This is a genomic window from Hymenobacter aerilatus (assembly GCF_022921095.1).
Classification (GTDB): Bacteria; Bacteroidota; Bacteroidia; order Cytophagales; family Hymenobacteraceae; genus Hymenobacter; species Hymenobacter aerilatus.
On record NZ_CP095053.1, the window covers coordinates 3,209,232 to 3,228,325 of the forward strand.

A 19,094-nucleotide genomic window follows, 5' to 3' on the forward strand; every position below is an offset into this window, starting at 1 on the left:
AGATACGCTTGTCTAGTACTCATCAAGTACGTCCCGCAACGCGCCATTATACAGGCCACAACGATGGCACGCATGATCATACCTAGGCTGGTCAAGAGACGCAGCCCAGTTTGATCAACCGGCCTATACCGTGGGCAGCCAAATGAGTGGAGGTATAAGAGCCATAGATGCTTATGATTCGCAAGCAACGTACAGAGCTTCATTGGCTATTGAGCTCTACTCGAGGCGCATTAAGGCCTGGGCGGTCGCAAGACGGCTACGGGCCAATGCTTGTGGAAGGCCCTACTACGTCGCGCCTAGTACCGCACTACTGTATAAAAGCTCTACTGGCACGTCCTACCCCATACCATCCACCGGGTTAGGCACACCAGTGCTGCGTCGTTCGCGCGCTTTGCTCCTCTAACCGCTCCTTAGTCATGCACTACGTACCCATTTAACTGCTTAAGCAAGCACAGCCTACGATGCCCTATCGTCCAGACTGCTACCCTATTGTACATCTCTATTTCACTGCTGCTAAATCAGCAAGCATTACCACTGCTATTCGCTTGGCATTTGCTTCCGAGCCGAACTTGGCCTGCTCTACTCCTTGTACAAAATCACCGATGGCCTCGATATGGTTCATGTAAGCGGCGTAGGACATATTTTTAATAAACTCATACACCTGCGCGTCAGAAGCAAAATTTCTTCTGTCAATAAAGCATTGAGCTGGTATAAACCGCTCTATCTCCGCTTCGCCCAGATAGATAGGCACGCAGGATGCGGCAAAGCAGTCGAATATTTTTTCGGAGATGTACCCGGCCAGCACGGTATTTTCGTAGCAAATGGCAAACCGGTAGTTGCGGAAAGTCAGGATTTTATCATTCGGGGGCACTGGTCCTCTGCCTACTGCCTGGAAGTGCCGCTGCCGCCGCTTGACAACCACATCAACCACTTGGTTGACCAATGGTGCCGGCAGGAATTGCTGCAATACGCCCAGGCCCCGGAAGCTCTGCAACAACCGGGGATTGATGCCGCGGCTATACAATGAGAAATCCTCCGGGTGGTGATGGGCAAACCACTTCACCGTTTGGTAGCGCGTGTACAGCAACGACGAGGAGCCTGCCTTGGGCTTGGTCATCTGAAACATGCCGGCCATAAGCACGCACAGCTTCCGGCGCTGAAACTCTTCCTCGGAAACTGAGGTGAAAGCAGGCAGCCCTTCCAGGTCAATGGCGAAATAGTGATGAATGTATTTGTTGCCGTCGGCCAGCGTGTAATCGTAGGTGAATATCCGGTCGAACACTGTATGATTCTCCTTTTTCCACACTTCAGGATAATAGGTAGCGGGCTCGTTCAGCAGCAGATACACTAGCTGCTTGGGCTGGCGTTGGTAGGTTTGAAAAAAATCCACCACATCCAGCCCAATTACCATGGTTGAATTCTCGGGTGGGTGAATATCCTGGGTTGCCAGGTCAATGCCTTGTGCGGCCAGCTGTCGGCGAAGCTCGGCAAACATGTAGCCGTAATTTTTGATACCGTTGATAGGCAAATCAGAAAAAATTCTATTTTGCAAAAAATCAGGCTCATTAAGAACAACTAAAGTGGCTTTCATTGTACAGCTTAATAAATTACTGCGTCTGATACGATTTTTTCTACCGCGCTTCTTTTACCAGAAAATCCTTCAGGTGGCTCACTTCAACGGTTACATCGTAATTATTTCGGTGAACCTGAGCGGCGTGTAGCGGCGCACAGGGAATAACCCGGTAGTCTATTCCAAGATTCGCGCACATATTGAAATAGCAGAGGTTCGGATTTTCCGCGTCCATTAACTCAACAACCTGCGCATGCTCCGGCAAAAACAGCAGGTTGGTCATATTCGCGCCGTGCAGGCCTACGAAAATACTCGTGGCCTGCATCAGCTGAATTTGCTGCTCCAAGGTGTATTCTTCGAAGTAAACCACCTCAAATCCGTTGGCCAGCAACAGCGGTAGCAGCTCCTCTTCGTTTAGAAGCCGCCGCGTTTTTTGCCGACTTCGCGACGCATACACGCGGCGACTGGCAGCAACCGGGGGCTGTGGGGCTAGGGCCGCCAGCAGGCGGCGGCGCACCTCCAGCAGCAGCGCCTGGTCCTGGCGGCCAACGGGGGCCGTGTGCCCCGGCATAACTAGGTCCATCCCGCGCGCGAAGGCCAGCTTCTCAACAAACTGAAACCGGGAAAACCCCAGGGCCCGAGCCGTTGTCAGCAGATACTCCGGCGCGGCGGCTGGCAGCAGCAGCGCACAGTTGGGGCTTGTTTCCCGGAGCAGCAGCAAGCGGGGCAGGGCATCGGCCAGCCAATGGTAGTAGTTGTTTACCGACCAGTAGTCGTGTACCAGGCCAAAGCGGCCGCTGAGCCTTACCACCGGGTTACCTACCCACTGCCGCAAGCCATACGCCCCCGTAAACTCGGCGGCGCTTTCATGGTAGGGCAGGCTGGGCACAAACACCTGTAGCCCGCGCAGCACCACCCCGTGCCAGGATACGGCGGCTCGTGGCAGCGTATACACCACCTTCGCCGGGCTGGCTACCGCCTCGTTGAACAGCGCCCGAAAAGCCGGGGACAGCTCCGCAGCGTTGCAGGGAGGCCGGGGCACGTAATCGGGGCCGGCTGGCCCTACTACCTGCTGCGTGAAGGCCGGCGGCCGCACCACCGCGGTGCCTACCCACCCCACTACCCGATTTAAGGCCTGCCGCACAAATGACTTCACCATACTCAGCGAGATTGGGAAAGCAGCCGGGTTTTCAGCCAGTACGGAATGCTTTTCAGGTAGTAGCCGTAGCGCCCGGTCTGGCGCGCCAGCTTCCAATAGCCTCTGATGCCGGCTGGTATGCTGCCTGTGGTCAGATTGTGCCGGGCCAGATTGGCAGCACTACGAACAATGGCGATTTCGTTGATGTCCACGGCGCGGGCAGCCCCAATGGCCTGTAGCTGCGGCGTCAGCTGCCGCCGCACCTGCACTTCCTTTTCGTGCATGCGGTAGGCATTGTGGCTGGTGCTGGTGGGGTGCACGCGCACCAGGGCCCAGGCTTCGGGGCGTGGGTCGAAGAGGAAGTGTGCCCCGGCCATGGCGCACCGAATCCAGTATTGCCAGTCTTCCACCCAGCGCAACTCCTCGTCGAACACGCCTACCTTTTTGAGCAGCTTCATGCGTAGCAGCGGCGCGTTGGATACCATAATATTGCCTTCCAGCAGGGCATTCAGCAGCTCTTCGCCCTGGCCCTGCACCCCGTGCACCCACGCTTCGTCCTGCATATTGGCTGAGCGGCTGAGCGTATCCGGCGCGCCGTGCCGGAAGTAGCGCATGTCGCCGTACACCAGATCAGCTTCCCGATGGCTTTCCAGCAAGGCTACCTGGGTTTGCAGCTTGCCGGGAGCCAGCAGGTCGTCGGAGTCCAGGAATTGCAGGTAGGTGCCCCGCGCCTCCCGGATGCCGTGGTTGCGGGCCGCCGACATGCCTTTATTGTCTTGGTAAATATAGCGAAACCTGGCATCTCGGGCCTGGTACTCCTCGCCTATTGCCCGCGAATTATCGGTCGAGCCGTCGTCGATGAGGAGACACTCCCAGTGCGGATACGTTTGAGCCAGCACCGAATCCAGGGTTTCGGGCAGCAGCCAGCCGTAGTTATAGCAAGGGATGATGATGCTTACCAGATTCATGCGCTTAACGAGAAATAAACAGCCTAACGCCGCAGCAATCCTTGCGGCAGCACATACAGCCGAAGCAGCTGCTTGAGCACGACCCAGTTGAGCGGCAACCCGTGTTGGCGGGCAACAGCCAGGCAGGCCTGCGCCGCGGCGTACCGGCCGGCCGCGCTGTGGCGGTGTACCGCCAGCCACGCCTGATGGCGCACGAAGGCAGTTAGCTCCTGCGCAGGAATCTGCACCGGGTAGCGGGTCGGCACAAAAGGCGTGGCCTTCTCTACGATAAGCTGCCGTACGGCGTCCAGCAACATGGGTGGCTGATTGGCGCTGTAGAGCACGTTGTAGAAAACCCGCTGAATGTCCTGCTCGAAATGACTGCCTTCCGCCACCGTCTTGGAGGCCTCATGCAGCCGGAAATACGTGAGCATGCTCTCTGAAAGCAGCACCCTGCTTTGGCCGGCTTGCAGCAAATAGCGGAACCACAGATCTAAATCCATGGTGTAGCGGAACTGCTCGTCAACGCCCAGCTGCCTGAAAACACTGGCTTTGAAAAAGGTGGACGGCTGGTTGATTTGGTGTCGGTTCAGCGTGTCGCCGACGGTGGCCTCCAGGCCCATGCGCATGCCGCGCGTATCCAGTTGGCTGATGTCGCCCAGGAAATAGTCGCAGCGGCCGCACAGCACATCGTAGCGCGTCAGGTCGAACTCGCGGGCCAGGCTGTAGAAAGCCCCCGGCGCCAGCAAATCGTCGCTGTTAATCCAATTGACGATGTCGCCCGTCACCTGAGCTAGTCCTTTCTGAATGGCGTGGCTCTGGCCCCGGTCTTTCTCACTCACCCAGTACGTTATCCAGGGCTCGTACTTCCGGATTACGTCCAGCGTATTGTCGGTGCTGCCCGCGTCAATAATAATCAGCTCGTAGCGGGGGTAGTTCTGCGCAATAACCGAGCGGATGGTTTCCTCCAAGTACTGCCCCTGGTTGTAGCTGGGCGTGATAATAGAAATTAGCGGCAGCGGACCATCTGGCAGCACAGGAGCCGGCAGCTCGCCAGCTCGCCAGGGCCACTGCGTTTTTTCGGCCGGCGTCGGCGACATGGGGGCAAGGTCAGACATAGGCGTTGCTCGTTGACTACTTAATAAACGGAGTCCAGAACGCCGGATCGTACTTTTCCCAGGCGTGGGTACCCATCGGCAGCTGCTGCTTGTTGAGGGCATACAACACGCTGGGGTTCACCTCGAAAGCAAAGGCCGTGGCATCTTCTACGCTGGCCACCCTGAACCAGGGAAAGAACTGCGGCACCATAATTCCCCAGTAACCGTCTTCGTACAGGGGCGTATCCCAGGGCAGGGCAGCCTCATAAGCGCGGGTGCGCCGGGCCCGCTCGTGTTTGGCTACGCGCAGCACATCCACGAAGTGCCGCGCGGCTGCACTGAGCACCGGCCAGGTACGCCGCCGCCCGCTGAACAGTTCCAACGCGTACAGCACATTCAGAAAGGATTTCACCTTGCGGAGCGAAAAGCCGCCGTTGCCCACGCCGGTTATGCGGCTGGTGGTGGTAGCCGCGTCGAAATTCTCGAACCAGGGCGCGCCAATATAGTCGTAGCCTTTGCTGGTGAAGTACGCCAGCTGGTCAGTGAAGACATACACATCCAGTTGGCAAACCAGAAGGTAGTCGTAGCGGGTGAAGCACTGATAGAACTCTAGGCTAAGCATCAGCTTGCTGTAGCTCACCAGGCCCGTGAAGTACGACCGGGCAAAGCGGAGGGTAGTAACGCTGCCCCCACCCTCGCGCTGCGGATAATACGTAGTGGCATCTAGTTCGTCGTGCGTTACAAATACAATATCGTATTCCCCGAGAACCTCATACGTTCTGCGAAGCGACTTCCGCTCGGAAGCACTCAGCGCGGCATACGGCTTGTAAATCGGAATAACAACGGCGAGGTTAGGGTGCATTTGAACAGGAGTCTACCCTTTAAAGGATTTTTTGGCTAGCAATAAGTTCATAACCAAAAACTTCTTTACTCCCACCAAAGACAAGATGTTGGCTTTCCAAATTTCCTTTAATACTGCCATACATAGATCCTTCTTCCCTACCAACCGGGGCAAAATGGCATGAAACGCTTTAAACTCTTCGCGGGTTACTGCCGCCGCGGGCAATTGCTCCAGATTTATCGGCAGAATAGCCCGCCACTTGTCGTGCAGCTTAATGGTTTCGGTTATCCAGCTGTCATTAAAGCTGCCCTCCGAGAAATGATTAATCAACACTTCAAACGTAACGGCTACCTCGTGGTGCTGCAATACCGCCAAGGAAAAATCTACATCGTAGCAGTGAAAACCGGAGAAGGTTTTTTCATCGAATTGCACCTTCTCGGCAATGGCTCTGGTTGTGCAAAACCACACGCCATCAACAGACACCACGTTGGAAATTGTTTGCTTTTTGGGATTACTATAGATTTTGTTTTTGTCGCTTCGGCCTTTGTAATACTGTACAATGTTCATGTACGTCGTATCGTCGCAGGCTGAGTCAAACGACCAACCGGAAGGCACAGCCGGCTTGTAGCTACTACCAGCTACCCCGAGCAGGCCTAGGCGGCTATTTTCACGAAAAGCCCGCTGCACTACCTGCCCCCAGTCCTGAGTTTCAAAGCTGATGTCTTCGTGCATAAAACAGAGCAGGTCGCCCGTACTCTGCGCAATGCCCCAGTTATATGCCTGAAAAATGGAGTAACGCCCCTGACTGTTGTCAATGGCCACTACCTCGTAGGGAGCACCAATGGTGGCGGCCACGTTGTATTTCACCTGCGCTAGCTGGTCTTGGCTACGAGAGCAGATAATAATGGATACCATACGCGAAAATCAGTTCGAGGAAACCTGGCAGCGCTTATTGAATCTTGTAGCCGAGTGCCAGCTTCACTAAGCTACGCAGCTTGTGGTCTTCAATGTATTTGCGGTCGGCATCGGTCTTGGCAAGTTGTTTCAGCAGCCATTCTACTATTCGCAGACTGTGTTTGCGATAAATATACTCCTTGTTCAACTGGTGCTTGGCTTCTGTGTTAGTACCTAGCATTGAGTCCGCCAGCACACGATAGTGGAAGCCTACCTCATCCATAAAATGGAATTTGCTACCCAACAGAAAAAGGTTGATCCACATTTCCCAGTCTTCGTGTCCCATAGCGGGCATCTGCCCATCGTATCCGCCGGTTTGGCTCCAGGCCGATTTGCGAATCAGGGCGCAGGCATCAATGTAGTTGGCAAACAACATTTTAGGGAAATCAAACTGGCCAACCTCGCGTAGCCCAATCTTTCGAATTTCGTCGCCATCGCCAAAAAACAGCACCTTACCATATACCACGTCGATGGTGGCATCCTGCTCCAGCAGGTCTACAGCTGTGGTCAGGTAATGCTTATTCACCTTATTGTCGCTGTCGAGCGGCAGAATGTAGCGACCCTGCGCCAGCGCAATACCATTGTTACGGGCGGCTGCTAGGCCCTGGTTGGGCTGCTGCACCACTTGGTAGCCGCGCTGCTGCAGGCTAGCCATTACGTCCAGCGTCAGCGGGTCGGTCGAGCCATCATCCACGATGATAAGCTCGTAGGGGTGCGGCCCTGCGTTTTGCTCCACACTTCGAAGTGTTTCCTCAATATAAGCGCCATGATTGTAACACGGAATAACAATTGAAACAGTACAGCTCATACAATTCTGGGATTAGCCCCGGCGGGCAAGACGGTCCTAACGGCCAGCCAGCTCGGCGTAGTGCGCCTCCATCAGGTTACCGATTACTTCGCTGTTGTAGGCTGCCACCACCTTCTGGCGGGCCGCTGTGCCCAGGTCGTAGCGCAACTGCGGATTCTGGAGCAGCCGCACCACGGCATGGGCTATTTCTTTGGGGCGGCGCGGGTTCACGAGCAGGCCCGCTGGGGGACTGTGCAGCATGTCGTACATTCCGCCCTCGCGGCTACCCACAATGGCGCGACCGGCGCTCATTGCTTCTAGGCACACATTGGGAAAGTTTTCCCAAAGGCTAGGAAACACGCACACAGCAGTTTGGGCCAGAATGCCCGGAATCTGGTCCGGCGTGGCTTCCAGAAAATCTATCCGGTCGAGGTAGGGGCGCAGCTCCCGTTGCACGTACTCCTTCATGGTCAGGCCTGGCTCTGTCGATTGGGCCGTTCGGCCCACTATCCGAAACCGGGCATTGGGCACGGCCTGAAAAATGGCTGGTACCGCTTTTACCAGCTCCACAATGCCTTTCCTGATTTCCAGACGGCCCAGGTACATAAACGTCTGGTTGTCGTGGTCGGCAGTGATAGGAATTTCCAGAAATTTCTGATTGGCGCTGAACGGATAGGGCACGTTCAGGATGCGGCGCCGGTCAATATCCCAGGCCTGAGCCACGATGTCGCCTAGCGAAATGGAAGGCGTATGAATCTGGTCAGCCAACTTAGCGGTCAGATAGTCGATATCCTGGCTACGCTTACGCCACTTCCAGAACGGGTGGCGCTGCTGCCGACGCACAATGCCGCCCACCACGTATTTGAGTTTGGTTTTGAAGGGAACGTAGGAGTTATTTAGCTCGTGAATAAAGTATGAGGGAGTGTGCAGCTTCACCACCATGGGTAGTCTAGGAAACTGCTTCTTTATTTCGTAGCCATCGCCGGAATACTCCGGCGACTCAATCAAATCGAATGGTTGCGTCTGTTGCCGTGCTTGGAATACCGGCAGAATTTTCTTCGGAAAACCCGGCACGTCGGCTACAATGCGGTGCACCAGAATGCCCTCAAACTCTTCCGAAACGTTCCGGGTAAACGACGCGCAGAATACCTCCACGTCGTGTCCCCGGCTTTTCATCATTTGCGAAACCTGGTAAACGTAGGTTGCAATGCCGCCCACGGCTGTGTCAGGTGGGTATTCGAAACTGATGTAAGCTATTCTCATTACTATCTACCGAGATTGACAAGAATTCTTTTTATTAAATTCATTACGCGCCTTACGTAAGAATCAGATTTAATATATTCATAATCTAACAGCAAAGGATATTTTTCCACTTGTTTCATAGAAATTTCATCTATATCTTTTTTTTCTAACCTTAACTCCAAAATTTTATTTGGAAACTCTTCAAAAAGACTTTCCTTAATTCTTTTAAATTCCTCATACGTACTTACCTTATCTTCAATAAGAATATTATTACTCGAATGCACTCTGTAATTCACAAGAATTTCATTTATATAATATACATCGCTAAACAAACAGATTCTCATCCACATCTCTAAATCCATAGCAAATTTCATCTTTGCATTAAAATATGCTCCTGCTTTTTCTAATACTGAACTACGCACCATAACTGAAGGCATTGATATGACATTCCAGTGATAATACAATATTTTAAAATAATCTATCCCCAAAAGTAGAGAATCTATGGAATGGATGTCTTTCCACTTGTCATAGTAAGAATGGCCCCAATGACCAGAAATTATAACATCTTCTTCATTAATAATATTTATATTCGAGTGAACTAACCCAACATTTATATATTTATCTAATATAGCAACTTTCTTTGAAATACTATTTTGACACATAGTATCATCATCACTAAAAATATGAATATATTCTCCTTTAATTAAGGAAAGAGCCCGGTTATGATTACCAATCATCCCGATATTTTCCTTATTCTTACAATAAATAATCTTATTAGAACCTATTTCTTTAATTATTTCTTCAGTGTTATCAGTTGATGCATTATCTACGATTATGATTTCATAATCATCAAAATTTTGAAATAAAATACTTTCAACAGCCTTCTTAAGGTATGAGGCTCTGTTATAAGTAGGAATTATTATAGATACTTTTGGCATATCACTTTATTACTACGATTTCTCTTTGATGTAAGTGCTAATTACTTGTACTATATAATCGTAATGCTGCTCTTCCAACCCGGGCCACACGCCCAGCCAGAACGAGCGGTTCATGATGGTGTCGGTATTGGTCAGGTCGCCTACCACGCGGTGCTCGATGCCCACGTAGGCGGGCTGGCGCAGCAGGTTGCCGGCAAACAGCAGGCGGGTGCCAATCTTGTGGTCTTCGAGATGCTGCACCAGCTCCGAGCGGTCGATGGGGCTGTTTTCGCGCAAGGTCAGCAGGAAGCCAAACCAACTTGGGTCGGAGTTGAGCGTAGGCTCAGGCAGAATGAAGTGGTCTTCGAACTGCTTCATTTTAGAGAGCAGCATAGCGTGGTTTTCGCGGCGGCGCTGCACAAAATGGTCGGCCTTGTTGAGCTGGCTCAGGCCAATAGCGGCCTGCATATCCGTCACCTTCAGGTTGAAGCCGATGTGCGAATACGTGTATTTATGGTCGTAGCCGTAGGGTAGCTCGCCCAACTGCCAGCAGAAGCGCTTGTTGCAGGTGTTGTCTTTGCCCGGCTCGCAGTAGCAGTCCCGGCCCCAGTCGCGGAAGCTCTCTGCAATCATCTTCAGCCGGATGTTGTTGATGAGCACCGCGCCGCCCTCACCCATAGTGATGTGGTGGGCCGGGTAGAACGACAAGGTAGCCAAGTCACCAAAGGTGCCGGTTTTCTTGCCATTGTAAGTAGCACCTAGCGAGTCACAATCATCCTCTATCACCCACAGGTTGTATTTCTTGGCTACGCGCATCACCTCATCTAGGTTGAAGGGGTTACCCAGCGTGTGGGCAATCATGATAGCCTTGGTTTTGGGCGATACGGCTTGCTCAATCAGTTCGGGCTTGATGTTGTAAGTCGGAATGTCGACATCCACAAACACAGGCACACATCCAAACTGAACCATGGGGTTGACAGTGGTAGGGAAGCCCGCCGCCACGGTAATTACTTCATCACCGGGTTTGATGGCTCGGTCACCGAGCTTGGGCGAGGTGAGCGTGTAGAACGCTACCAGATTAGCCGAAGAGCCCGAGTTAACCAAGATGGACGATTTGCAGCCGAACCACTTGGCCAGCTTTTGCTCGAACTTGGGTCCAAAGCGGCCGGTAGTTAGCCAGCCGTCGAGGGTAGCATCTACGCCGGCCAGCAGGTCGTCGGCATCCAGCACTTTGCCCGTTACGGGCAGGTAGTCCTGGCCGGGCACAAAGGTTTTGGTGGTATTGCTGGTAGCTATCTGCGTTAGGTTTTCTACTAAGGCAGGGTCGGAGAAATTTTTATACATTCTAAACTTACTTTAAGATGCTGCAATCTGTTTGCCAGCGATGAACTTTGTCACCCCTGACTGTATCACTGTAGCGGGTACCCAGCCAAAATGAGCTATCAATTTAGCAATCGGGGCTACCGAATACATGGTATCGCGCGGCCGATAAGGCAGGGCGCCCCAGTTTATGTTTTCCGGCAAGCCTAGCTGTGCTTGAAATAATTGCGCCAGCTGCCTTAGTGTATGCCCTTTTCCAGTACCCAGATGGTAGTCCTCCCAAGGATTGACGAGTGAGTCTATTTTGTCAATCAACAGCGCATAGAAAGCTACTACATCATCAATATGCACAAAATCCAGCGTTTGCTCGCCGCCCGACATATTGATAGCGTCTTTCTGTAAGAAGCTGTTGTATATTATATCCATAATCTTGGGCTGCGTATCGACCTGTCCGTACACAGTGTATGGAATTACGTTGATGACCTTAAAGCCTATTAATTGCTGGTAGTATCTAATCATGGCATGGAAAGCCGTTTTAGTCGCCGAGTACAGGTAGGAAGAGTTATACTGTCCATCGCCGTACAGGTATTCGGCGAAGGTTCCGGTGTTGATAAATACTTCGACAGGCGTCTGCCTCAAGGTTTGCAACAGCTGAGTTCCAAACAGGATATTGCTTTCTATCAGGCTCGGGATGATATCTAAATCATCTCTGCTGGTGAGCAACGCCGCCAAATGAATAACTGCTTGGGGGCAAAAGCAACAACTTTAGCTGGCCAGTCAGCTCCCTCAAGGTCGATGACGGTTACCATTCCATCACCGAATAGCTCGTTGGCTTTTGCAGAATTCCGGGCCACAATGGCCAACGTATGCCTCTTTGCGCCTAAGACGCCAGTAAGCACCTTGCCGATAGAGCCCGTAGCACCGGTGATGAGTATATTCATTGCTAAAATTCTGAATCGAAATCTTCCAAATTGACAAAACTATTGTCCCGGCCTGACACAATGGGTTCCGTCACTGGCCAGTCGAAGCCGATGGAATCCCACCGAATGCCGGCATCGGCGCTGGGCTCATACACGCTGGTTACGTTGTATACCACCGTAGCCGTGTCGCTGAGCGTGAGGAAGCCGTGCGCGCAACCACGCGGGATGTACACCGAGCTAATGTGCTCATTGAGCTGAATGGCGACGTGCTGTAGATAAGAAGGCGAATCCGGCCGCAAATCCACTATTACATCCAAGATGCTACCCTGCGTTACGTACACCAGCTTGTCGTGCTCGTGCGGCGGCCGCTGAAAGTGCATGCCCCGGATTACGTCTTTGTGCGACACCGAGTAATAACTCTCGCGGAAGTCCACGGTTAGCTGCTCAGCGCCGAAAGAATTGGCGTGGAATGTTTTGATGAATGTTCCGCGCTTATCGTGGCTAACGAAGTTCTCTAGCAGCAGCACGCCGGCCAGCGCCGTTGGATTAGCTTTCATGGCGGGCAAATGCGTTGATTTGTTGAACGGTAAACTGCTGTATAGCAGCCCGCTGCTCGTGGAAAGCCTTGTACCACTCCAGGGTCTTCGCAATGGCTTGCTCGGCCAGATACTGTGGCTTCCACCCCAGCCCACCAACGGCCTTGCTGATGTCCAGCTTCAGTAAGCCGGCTTCGTGGGGCTGGTTGGTAAGCACCGGCTTGTTGTAGGTGCCGCTGCCCCATATCTGCAGGGCGGTCTGCACCAGCTCTTCCACCACTTTGTTGTCTTCGGCATACGGCCCGAAATTCCAGCTACCCCCGTAGCGCAGCGGCTCGACAGCCAGTTTGGCCCCCAGCAGCAGATAGCCGCCCAGAGGCTCCAGTACGTGCTGCCACGGCCGCACCGCCTGCGGGTTACGCACGGTTACGGGCTGCGCGCTTCGCAAAGCCCGAACGATGTCGGGAATAATCCGGTCCTTGGCCCAGTCGCCGCCCCCAATAACGTTGCCGGCACGGGCACTAGCAATACCTTTCTGATGCTCGGCAAAAGCCGCCGGATTGAAAAACGACTGCGTGTACGAATTGATAACCACCTCGGCGCAGGTCTTGCTGGCACTATATGGGTCATAACCGCCCAGCCGGTCAGTTTCGCGGTATGGGTACAGCCACTCCTTGTTCTCATACACCTTATCGGTGGTGATAAGAACAACGGTGCAGGGCATTGGCAGCTTACGCACGGCATCCAGCACGTAAGCTGTACCAATGGCGTTGACCATAAAGGTTTCAGCCGGAATGGCGTACGAAAGCCGTACCAATGGCTGCGCGGCCAGATGGAAGATGAAATCCGGCTGAAACGCCACTATCTCCTGCTCCAGGCGGGCGGCATCGCGCAGGTCAGCGATTACCGACTCGCACAACGTATCCCCTTCTATCAGGTTATACAGGTCGTCGGCCTGTTCGGGAGCCAGAGCGTAGCCTTTCACCTGGGCGCCCAGCAAGTGCAGCCACTGAAGCATCCAGCTGCCTTTAAAGCCGGTGTGCCCGGTGAGAAATACCCTTTTGCCTTGATAAGCTGTCCGCAAATCCGTTTGTCCAGCTACCATGTTTTCCATTTAGCCTGGCCTTGCTGCCATTCGGTTTCCAATTCTACCTTATCGCGCAACGTGTCCATTGGCTTCCAGAAGCCATGGTGCTTGTAGGCCTGCATTTGGTTAGCGGCGGCAATCTGTTCTAACGGCTCTCGCTCCCAGATGGTGGCATCGTCTTCGATGTAGTCGATTACCGCTGGTTCGCACACAAAATAGCCTCCATTAATCCAGGCACCATCACCTTTAGGCTTTTCCGTGAAGGAAGTTACTTCGTCCTGTTCACTGAAGTTGAGGGCGCCAAACCGGCCACTAGGTTGCACCGCCGTCACGGTGCACAACTTGCCATTTTTTTGGTGGTAGGCCACCGCGTCCGTGATGTTGACATCCGACACCCCGTCGCCGTAGGTCAGTAAAAACGTCTCGTTGCCAATATGCTGCTTTACCCGCTTGATGCGCCCCCCGGTCATGGTATTCAGGCCAGTATCAACTAGAGTGATATTCCACGGCTCAGCGAAACTATCGTGCACCTGCATACTATTTTCTTTCAGGTTAATAGTCACATCCGATTTGTGCAGAAAGTAGTTAGCAAAGTATTCCTTTATAACATAGCCCTTGTAGCCTAGGCAAATCACAAAATCGTTGAAGCCGTGCGACGAATATATTTTCATGATATGCCACAAAATAGGCATATCACCAATCTCTACCATCGGCTTCGGTTTAAGCACCGTTTCCTCGGAAAGCCGCGTACCTAGGCCACCTGCCAGAATAACTACTTTCATATTACAAAGACTTTATTTCAACGTTCTTAAAGTTTACATAGCCCCACTCCGAGTGCCACAAGGTCATCATCTGGGTTTTAAGCAAATCTTTGTAAGCTATTTCGAAGAACAAGGTTTTCAGCACGATATCGTACTCCGTAGTCCCCGTCAACTCGTTACCGATACCGGTTGACATACTGATGTAATACTGCCCTTTGGCCAGTTGATGATTTTTGATGCGGACGATAAAGTTTTTTTCCTCGTTTTTGCGGATAGACAGCTCTTCTCCCGAAAAGAATGTGCCCACTGGGCTTTCGTCGAGCTTATTGATGGAGAACCCCAGCCGGAAAGCGTCACGGTCAACTTTACTTTTTAGAGTCACCAGCAGCACAATGTCTTCACCGGTTGAGTACATGTTGTTCTCAACCGGCTCCAGAAACTCAATGGATTTAAATTCGATGGTTCGGGACAGGTCGTACTCACGGGGCGCTCCCAGCAAATCTACCTTGGTATCGCTATTGAATTGTAGGAAGTTTGTGATATAATAGTCCACTACTTCATCGGCTGTGCCTTGAAAAGCCAACTGCCCGTTCTTCATTAAAATCCCGGTCGTGCAGATGTTTTTTACGGCCGCCATGCTGTGGCTTACAAATAAAATGGTGCGCCCATCATTACGGCTCACGTCCTTCATCCGACCCAGGCACTTCTTCTGAAACTCTGCATCACCGACGGCCAAAACCTCATCTACAATCAAAATTTCAGGTTCCAGAAACGCCGACACAGCAAAGGCTAGCCGCACGTACATGCCGGACGAATAGCGCTTCACGGGCGTGTCGATGTAGCGCTCCACCCCGGAAAAGTCTACTATCTCATCAAACTTGCGATTAATCTCGCCTTTCGACATGCCTAGAATGGCCCCGTTCAGGTACACGTTTTCCCGGCCGGTCAAGTCAGGATGAAACCCGGTGCCTACTTCCAGCAAAGAGGCGATGCGACCTTGAATTTTTATTTTGCCGGTAGAAGGGGCCGTTACTTTCGACAAAATCTTAAGCATGGTAGATTTGCCCGCACCGTTGCGACCCACAATGCCTAGCACCTCACCTGCTTTTACGTCAAAACTAATATCACGCAGGGCCCATACATAGTCACTGTTGCCTTTGACAGTGCGGTCATTTACCTCCCCAATTTTGGCAAACGGGTCTTCTTTCCCCCGCATACGTGACCACCATCGGTTCAAGTCGTTACTGATCGTCCCGGTGCCAATCTCACCGAGTCGGTACTGCTTGCCTAACCCTTCTACTTTTATGGCAATATTGCTCATGTACAGCGCTAATCGAGATAAATGAGCTTATACCGTATCGGTAAAACTCTTCTCTACTTTGTTGAAGATGATAGTACCCAAAAACAGGGCAATAGCCGTGAAGCAGGCACTGTATGCCAGATAACCCCAGTGGAAAGAGCCAGAGCCCAGAAACGCATACCGGAAGGTTTCCACAACCGCGCTCATCGGGTTGGCCAGGATCAGCCATTTATACTTCTCCGGAATGCTGGACAGCGGATAGATAACCGGCGTGGCGTACATAAGCAGCTGCATACCAAACGTGAGTAGCAGCGACAAGTCCCGATACTTGGTGGTTAGCGAGCTGAAGATCATGCCTAGCCCCAGTGACAGCAGTCCCATCATAAGAAGCAATACGGGCGTGAGAGCAATCAGCCAGTTAGGATGAATAGAACTCTCACCACGTAACAGATAGTACAGCCAGATAGCAACGAATAGCCCGAATTGAATCAGGAACCGGACAATGTTAGACACTACAATCGACACCGGCATCGTCAGCCTCGGAAAATAGACCTTACCGAAAATGGCTGCGTTGGAAATAAATACTGTAGACGTTGCCGTGAGTGTCTGGGAGAAATAGCTCCACACCGTAACACCAGCCAGATAGAATATCACGGGCGGCAACCCATCCGTGGATAGCTTAGCTACCCGACCGAAGATGATGATGAAGGTGATGGTAGTGAGCAGGGGCTGGATGAAAAACCAAATAGGCCCGAGGATGGTTTGCTTATACGTGGACACAAAGTCGCGCCGCACAAACATCATCACTAAATCCCGGTAGCGCCACACGTCGCCCAGGCGCAAATCCAACAGGCTGGTTCGGGGCTCAATGACTTCCGTCCAACTCTCCTTAGACTGCATATCGGCTACTACGTAATTAGCCGGTATTATTTCTTTTGGTACAGACACTTTGCTAAAAAAACAGTCAGAACTAAATTCTTACGTTAGCCATCTAGAAGGAGCAGATCACTACACAGAGTGAGGCAAAGATACGCCCTAGTCCTCGAATGCACTTGCAATTGCAGTAATGCATCCTGCATTCAAACTTCAGCCAACAGAAGATGGCCTTGTTTAAATCAACTCTTTAGTTTCGCCACCAGCTCAAATCTATTGCTGCAGGAGCTGTCGATGCAGCAGTAGGCCGTAGCGCTTTCAATACGCTGGTAGGTACCAGACGCTTAACCAAAGGAGTGACAGAAGCGCCCAAAATTGTCCGTTGCGTACGCGGGCTGTAGGTTAATAAGCCGGGCAGTTTGCGAAAAGCAATGGGCCTTGCTTCGGTAGGGCTGCGCTTATTTGTCCAATTGATTTCCCAATAGGTATACAAATTTCGTCTCTCTTCCTCTGTGAGACGAAACTTGGAGCCGTAGGCGGGAATCTGCTCACAGCTTTCTACCATCTTCACCAGGTTTGGAAACCATTTTGGCGAGGTAGCCGTGCGCTGATCGGGGTGCAGCTGGTAAGCGGCTAGCATATCCGGAATGGCATAGCCGGGCGCGAAATGAGCCACCCGGTACCATAAATCAATATCAGCGCACATATCTACCTCTACACGCATGCCCTCCGTTTTGTCTAAGACTTCCCGTCGTACGAATGTAGCGTGTTGAGCTGGTACAAACCGAAAGAGGATGGAATGAGGTGTAATGGGCCCTGTAAAAGAGTTTGCGTACTCTATCTGGTCCTGTAGATCAATGCCATACTCGCCTCCCGAGATGAAGCCTGCTTCCGGATGCTGCTGAAAGGCTTCTGCCATACGACGAAAAGCACCGGGCAGATAGTAGTCATCACTGCTCTGAATAGCAATAAGCTCCCCCGTAGCCTGCGCCAGCCCTTTTGTTACAGCATCCACAAATCCTTTGTCGCGGGCAGACCACCAGGTTATTTTATCCTCATATTTCTTTAGCACTTCTACCGTTTCATCTGTTGACCCCCCATCAGAAACGATTATTTGCACGTCACCAGGGTAATCCTGCTTTAGGATGCTTAGGAGTGTGCGCTCAATGAATCGACCTTGATTCCAGGAGGGAATGACGACAGAAAGCGAAGGGTAAGGCTGCACTAGAGAAGGACGTATTAGATGAAGCTGATGAGGGAGTGTTTAACTCCCGGAGCATTTTCCAAGCCAGAAGGCGTATAGAAGCAATAGGCTGTAGCCTAGTGGATGGGCTGGAACTGCTATTCAGTAGCTCTTGCTGCCGAAAATTTCACGCCTACCCTCTCATTTAGAAGGTAGTGAGAGTAGGCGTGCGTGTTGACAAACTTCTTTTAGAATCCAAGCTTCTTTAAGTCAGCGAGCCAAAGCTTAAGCAATTCTATTTCATTGCTCGTAACGATTTGCTCACGTTCCAGAGCCTCGTAGGCACGCAGCAGATTCTCACCTACTGTGGCTTGTTTATCAATAGCACCTTCTACGGCGGCTATTACTTTATTGGGGTGTAGATAGCAGGGAATCTCCGATTCAAAATCCTTAACGTAGTCGTGCGGATTACGCTCCTGAATAACGGTAGCTTCCGTAAAGCCTAACCGATAACCGTGCGCCCATAAAATAGGCTGAGCAACTAACCCCCGCAGAATATCGGTGAATCGGAACGTAACATAAGCAGGTAGGTACAGCAACGGGAACAGTTCACGCCGTACAGCAGTGTTTTGCGAGTTAAAAGGGCAAAGTGTACCTTCTGCCAACACAATAGGAGCGCGCTTGTCGAAGTATACCTCCGTATTATCAACCAAGCGGTAGATAGCATCTACGTCTGGATCACTATCTGCTAGCCCCTGCCAGATGCCAATAGTAGCAGCCTGCTTAGACAGCTCCTCTTCTTTCAGGTTGTGGTCCTGGTTTAGAATAAGATCCAACGGATAGCCTCTGGGCCAGATATGATGACTAGTGAAATTCTTATAAATATTTACAAATCCCTTATTGCCAGGTGAAGTAGCAAATTCTCCTTCCATGGCGGGAAACTGCCAGCCCTCGTATGGGATATTGTCATCATCGGTGTCTACAATCACCTCTGCGCCTTGCTGTATTGCATGCAAGTACCCTATCATTTTGCGGCCATAGTGATTGTAAGGCAACTTAGTCGCCATTTCAAAACCGCCGGCCTCCTGGTCCTGTACGGAAAGGTAAGTCACATTCGCCTCCGACCAATCTGAGGGCGATTTTTTATCACCGGCCACTATCAACTTATAATTGGGTAGAGAAGCGAACTTTTTTACTGCTTTTGTTGGTGCAAAAATAGAGGTGATTACAATGCTCGCAGATGTGACAGCCATAAGGGATGGAAAGAAGTGATGTCGTAGGGTATTTTGCAGGGCAAAGATATAATGGTTTTCCGGCTTGCGAATCCGCGCAGCTGCGTGCGGACAGCAAACTCAGGATCATCGGCACCCACTTTGCACGAGCAGTGTGAAGCGTAGGGCACTTTTCTTTGCCGGATTCGGCTTAATAAGTCAACCAAAATACCTGACTTCTGTCTTGTTCGCGCCTACATACGCTAGCTGGTGAAGCTGTAGACACACCACTACTACATCCAACGAACCGGCTGGTCCTTAAAATTTATGCCCTCGCCTATAACGGATTCATGAACGGTGTGGAGACGCATACTTGCGTCTCGTCGTCCGCTTCATTGGGGTGGTGCCAT

Annotated in this window: 19 protein-coding genes; all 19 read right to left on the bottom strand. The window is 51.8% G+C overall.

Translation table 11 applies throughout. The features are described from left to right. Positions 1-499: 499 nt before the first annotated feature. Positions 500-1,528: a glycosyltransferase family 10 domain-containing protein gene (locus MUN82_RS13405; RefSeq protein ID WP_245091186.1), complete on the bottom strand. Its 1,029-nt coding sequence runs from the start codon at positions 1,526-1,528 to the stop codon at positions 500-502. Positions 1,529-1,631: 103 nt separating this feature from the next. Continuing rightward, positions 1,632-2,729 carry a glycosyltransferase family 61 protein gene (locus MUN82_RS13410; protein WP_245091189.1) on the bottom strand — a complete coding sequence of 366 codons (1,098 nt, stop codon included), beginning with the start codon at positions 2,727-2,729 and terminating at the stop codon, positions 1,632-1,634. Positions 2,730-2,731: 2 nt separating this feature from the next. Next, positions 2,732-3,676 (bottom strand): glycosyltransferase family 2 protein, encoded by a 945-nt coding sequence (locus tag MUN82_RS13415; RefSeq protein WP_245091191.1) that lies wholly within the window; start codon positions 3,674-3,676, stop codon positions 2,732-2,734. Positions 3,677-3,699: 23 nt separating this feature from the next. Further along, positions 3,700-4,773 (bottom strand): glycosyltransferase family 2 protein, encoded by a 1,074-nt coding sequence (locus MUN82_RS13420; RefSeq protein ID WP_245091192.1) that lies wholly within the window; start codon positions 4,771-4,773, stop codon positions 3,700-3,702. Positions 4,774-4,789: 16 nt separating this feature from the next. After that, positions 4,790-5,614, bottom strand: a complete 825-nt coding sequence (locus MUN82_RS13425) for a DUF5672 family protein (RefSeq protein WP_245091193.1) — start codon at positions 5,612-5,614, stop codon at positions 4,790-4,792. 12 nt (positions 5,615-5,626) lie between these two features. Next, the gene (locus tag MUN82_RS13430; RefSeq protein ID WP_245091194.1) at positions 5,627-6,508 is read right to left on the bottom strand and encodes a glycosyltransferase; all 882 of its coding nucleotides are present in this window, start codon (positions 6,506-6,508) and stop codon (positions 5,627-5,629) included. Between the two features lie 34 nt (positions 6,509-6,542). Then, a complete protein-coding gene (locus MUN82_RS13435) occupies positions 6,543-7,355 on the bottom strand; it encodes a glycosyltransferase family 2 protein (protein WP_245091195.1) in 813 nt (270 codons plus the stop codon). A 36-nt stretch (positions 7,356-7,391) separates the two neighbouring features. Then, entirely contained in the window at positions 7,392-8,597 is a 1,206-nt protein-coding gene (locus tag MUN82_RS13440; RefSeq protein ID WP_245091196.1) for a glycosyltransferase family 4 protein, read from the bottom strand. Between the two features lie 2 nt (positions 8,598-8,599). Next, a complete protein-coding gene (locus MUN82_RS13445; protein WP_245091197.1) occupies positions 8,600-9,514 on the bottom strand; it encodes a glycosyltransferase in 915 nt (304 codons plus the stop codon). A 12-nt stretch (positions 9,515-9,526) separates the two neighbouring features. Next, positions 9,527-10,837, bottom strand: a complete 1,311-nt coding sequence (gene rfbH / locus MUN82_RS13450; RefSeq protein ID WP_245091198.1) for a lipopolysaccharide biosynthesis protein RfbH — start codon at positions 10,835-10,837, stop codon at positions 9,527-9,529. A 12-nt stretch (positions 10,838-10,849) separates the two neighbouring features. Next, a complete protein-coding gene (locus tag MUN82_RS13455) occupies positions 10,850-11,545 on the bottom strand; it encodes an NAD-dependent epimerase/dehydratase family protein (RefSeq protein ID WP_245091199.1) in 696 nt (231 codons plus the stop codon). Beyond that, complete coding sequence (locus tag MUN82_RS13460; RefSeq protein WP_245091200.1) at positions 11,512-11,754, bottom strand: NAD-dependent epimerase/dehydratase family protein; 243 nt, start codon at positions 11,752-11,754, stop codon at positions 11,512-11,514. Before MUN82_RS13460 ends, MUN82_RS13455 begins: the two co-directional genes overlap by 34 nt. A 2-nt stretch (positions 11,755-11,756) precedes the next feature. Then, the gene (gene rfbC / locus MUN82_RS13465; RefSeq protein WP_245091201.1) at positions 11,757-12,290 is read right to left on the bottom strand and encodes a dTDP-4-dehydrorhamnose 3,5-epimerase; all 534 of its coding nucleotides are present in this window, start codon (positions 12,288-12,290) and stop codon (positions 11,757-11,759) included. Continuing rightward, the gene (gene rfbG / locus MUN82_RS13470) at positions 12,280-13,374 is read right to left on the bottom strand and encodes a CDP-glucose 4,6-dehydratase (protein ID WP_245091203.1); all 1,095 of its coding nucleotides are present in this window, start codon (positions 13,372-13,374) and stop codon (positions 12,280-12,282) included. Before rfbG ends, rfbC begins: the two co-directional genes overlap by 11 nt. Then, complete coding sequence (gene rfbF, locus MUN82_RS13475) at positions 13,368-14,138, bottom strand: glucose-1-phosphate cytidylyltransferase (protein WP_245091205.1); 771 nt, start codon at positions 14,136-14,138, stop codon at positions 13,368-13,370. Before rfbF ends, rfbG begins: the two co-directional genes overlap by 7 nt. Position 14,139: 1 nt before the next feature. Next, positions 14,140-15,438, bottom strand: a complete 1,299-nt coding sequence (locus tag MUN82_RS13480; protein WP_245091207.1) for an ABC transporter ATP-binding protein — start codon at positions 15,436-15,438, stop codon at positions 14,140-14,142. 27 nt (positions 15,439-15,465) lie between these two features. Beyond that, complete coding sequence (locus MUN82_RS13485) at positions 15,466-16,365, bottom strand: ABC transporter permease (RefSeq protein ID WP_245091209.1); 900 nt, start codon at positions 16,363-16,365, stop codon at positions 15,466-15,468. Positions 16,366-16,540: 175 nt separating this feature from the next. After that, positions 16,541-17,515 carry a glycosyltransferase family 2 protein gene (locus MUN82_RS13490; protein ID WP_245091211.1) on the bottom strand — a complete coding sequence of 325 codons (975 nt, stop codon included), beginning with the start codon at positions 17,513-17,515 and terminating at the stop codon, positions 16,541-16,543. Between the two features lie 206 nt (positions 17,516-17,721). After that, positions 17,722-18,726, bottom strand: a complete 1,005-nt coding sequence (locus MUN82_RS13495) for an STELLO glycosyltransferase family protein (RefSeq protein ID WP_245091213.1) — start codon at positions 18,724-18,726, stop codon at positions 17,722-17,724. Positions 18,727-19,094: the final 368 nt, after the last annotated feature.